Source organism: bacterium (assembly GCA_037131655.1).
Taxonomy (GTDB): domain Bacteria; phylum Armatimonadota; class Fimbriimonadia; order Fimbriimonadales; family JBAXQP01; genus JBAXQP01.
Genome location: JBAXQP010000359.1, coordinates 1 through 2,493 on the forward strand (window position 1 = coordinate 1; position 2,493 = coordinate 2,493).

General features: G+C 46.0%; 4 protein-coding genes. All 4 read right to left on the reverse strand.

What is annotated here, in order from left to right; translation table 11 throughout:
* Positions 1-77 precede the first annotated feature (77 nt).
* Positions 78-350 (reverse strand): hypothetical protein, encoded by a 273-nt coding sequence (locus tag WCO51_12395; protein ID MEI6514053.1) that lies wholly within the window; start codon positions 348-350, stop codon positions 78-80.
* Complete coding sequence (locus tag WCO51_12400) at positions 347-604, reverse strand: hypothetical protein (protein ID MEI6514054.1); 258 nt, start codon at positions 602-604, stop codon at positions 347-349. The genes WCO51_12395 and WCO51_12400 overlap by 4 nt, the downstream gene beginning before the upstream one ends.
* A 350-nt stretch (positions 605-954) precedes the next feature.
* Positions 955-1,941, reverse strand: a complete 987-nt coding sequence (locus tag WCO51_12405; GenBank protein MEI6514055.1) for an NAD-dependent epimerase/dehydratase family protein — start codon at positions 1,939-1,941, stop codon at positions 955-957.
* Positions 1,938-2,493: sugar phosphate nucleotidyltransferase (locus tag WCO51_12410; protein MEI6514056.1), on the reverse strand; the 556-nt coding region annotated here is incomplete at its 5' end. The genes WCO51_12410 and WCO51_12405, both read right to left, overlap by 4 nt.

The window sequence follows — 2,493 nt, forward strand, 5'->3', positions numbered from 1 at the left end:
GTGTTTATCGGCCATTACGCCTGGATAACGCGGTCGCGAGGCGCAATCGTATCGGAGATTCGGGGCTGGTTTGGACCTTATAACTCACCGATAAAATGGATTATCGCCAACTCCTCTCGAGGCTCCCACAGCACACACCAGTCGTACCGGCGATCTCTGACCTGAGTTTTCCAGATATGGGTCCCAGCCTTTGAAATCAACATTTCCGCTCGGGCTTTAGCTGAATCTCCATGATCACAAACCAAATCAATGGCATCGCACACCGCATTTAATAATCGTATATCTGAACCCTGTTCCAGCCCGTTGAGAATTATTTCAACATCAGCGCTGTAGTGGGGCTCTCGAATCAACTCTTAAGTGACCTCTTTGGCCTTCCGCGTTTACTAGGGGCTAGCTTCTTTGTCGCGGACAAAGTATCTATTGATTTCATGAGTCTTGGTCGGCTATCTAGTTTGGCCTGTGCACTCTTTATAACCTTGGCGGGATGCAGCGATATGACGCCTGCATTATCTATCTCTAGCAAGTAAATCCCTGGGGCAACGTTGTTTTTACCTAACGTTGCTCGGCCTCGTTCATCAACTTCAACTATCTGATTTGTTGCCATGTTTATCTCCTCTGCTTTGAAGAGTATAGGGTATTAACCCAAAATGGGTAAGTGGGTCTGTGGTTAGCGCCCGTTGGCGGCCCTGGCCAAGCGGTCTCGGATAGCAACTGCAATCCCGATCCCTATGGGCTGATAAACAACATCTACCAAACCCTCTTAGGGCTTTCCCACTAACTGAGCGGCTAATTTGGAGCGAGATGCAGTCGGCTAAGACTTGAATTGAAGTGATTATTTCCATCGATGGTGTGGAGTGGCACCATCTGCTCCCCAAAGGAGAATTCACCAAAGATCCTTATTGCACCCTCACCACCTAGCTCATTCTGAGCAAGAATAAGCAAACTAATAATTTTTTAGATATTTACACTGCCAAGTAAATATTTGCGGTACCAGTCCACGGTCTTAGTTAAACCATCAGTAATCGAAACACTTGAACTCCAGCCCAAAGCGGTTTTAGCTTTAGTGCTATTGAGATGTTGATCTTTAATCTCAGATTTAGCGGTATTAAGAATTAGGGGTTCAACGTAATTCCCCACTGTTGCCTGACAAATAAATTCGTAGAGAGCTTTAACGCTTAGTGGCTCGTTGCGAGAGAAATTGAAGGCTTCTCCATTTAGTTTTTTCTCCTGAGAGACTTCGGCAAGTTTCATATATCCGCTAATAACATCATCCACGTGAACATAGTCGCGAATGAATGTTCCATCGCTTCGCAAGACTGGTTGTTTTTTTAGCACTAAATCGCGGATGGTTCCAGGAACAATGCGACTCCAATTCAAATCCCCGCCGCCATAGATGTTTCCACAACGGGCCACCGTTACGGGCAAACCGTAAGTATTTCCATAAGACTGAGCCAGTAAGTCTGTGCAAGATTTCGATACATCATATGGTCCATCTCCATGGAGAGGATGGTCTTCAAGGTAAGGCAGATTTCTCGAAGAGCCATAAGCCTTATCACTGGATGCCACAACGACTGCTTTAACCATTCCTTCTGACTGTCGCACGGCTTCGAGCACATTCCAGGTAACCTGAATATTTGATTCAAAGGTAGATATCGGATCCAAAAGCGCAGTACCCACAATGGTTTGAGCGCCTAGGTAAAAGACCTCTGTGCACTCATTGGTATACATAGAGCGGGCGACATCATGGTACGAACTCAAATTTCCGTTCACAACAGAGATGCGGTCAATGTCGCCACTTCTACATAGCTCTGATGCGGGATCGTTATCTAGTACAAGCGCAGTGACATTGGAGCCCTGCTTCAAAAGCTCATGCACTAGCCATGATCCAACTAAACCTGTTGCACCCGTAACTAATACGCTCTTGTCCTTCCAAAAACTCATTTCCAAACCTTCCAGGGTGCATCATTAGAGTCCCAAATTACGTTAAGTAACATCATTTCGCGCACTGTATCCATAGGCTGGAAGAAGCCCTCGTGCTTAAAAGCAACAAGTTGACCTTCGCTTGCAAGTTTTGACAGTGGCTCTTTCTCAAGAATTGAATTCTTTTCCAAGTAGTCAAAGATCTGCGGCTCAAAAATAAAGTAGCCTGCGTTAATCCAGCCCTCAATTTGAGGCTTTTCTACAAAGCTCTTTACTGAGCTGTCATCAGCAAGATCTAAAACTCCAAAGCGAGAGATCGGGTGCACGGCCGTCATTGTTGCGATCTTGCCGTGGGATTTATGGAAGGCAAGAAGTTTTGCAATATCAACATCTGCCAGACCATCGCCATAGGTACACATGAAAGTCTCTTTGCCTACATAATCCCTAACCCGAAGAATTCGTCCGCCAGTCATGGTGTCGGCCCCAGTTTCGGCAATAGTTACAACCCATCCTGATTCTTCTAGAACACCATGTGTGCTTTTCTCCGCTTGTTGCCCGATGTGGACGGTGAAA

Bases quoted from the DNA above. Each gene is read 5' to 3' on its own strand.
- WCO51_12400 (MEI6514054.1), bottom strand. From the start codon at position 604: ATGGCAACAAATCAGATAGTTGAAGTTGATGAACGAGGCCGAGCAACG.
- WCO51_12405 (MEI6514055.1), bottom strand. From the start codon at position 1,941: ATGAGTTTTTGGAAGGACAAGAGCGTATTAGTTACGGGTGCAACAGGT.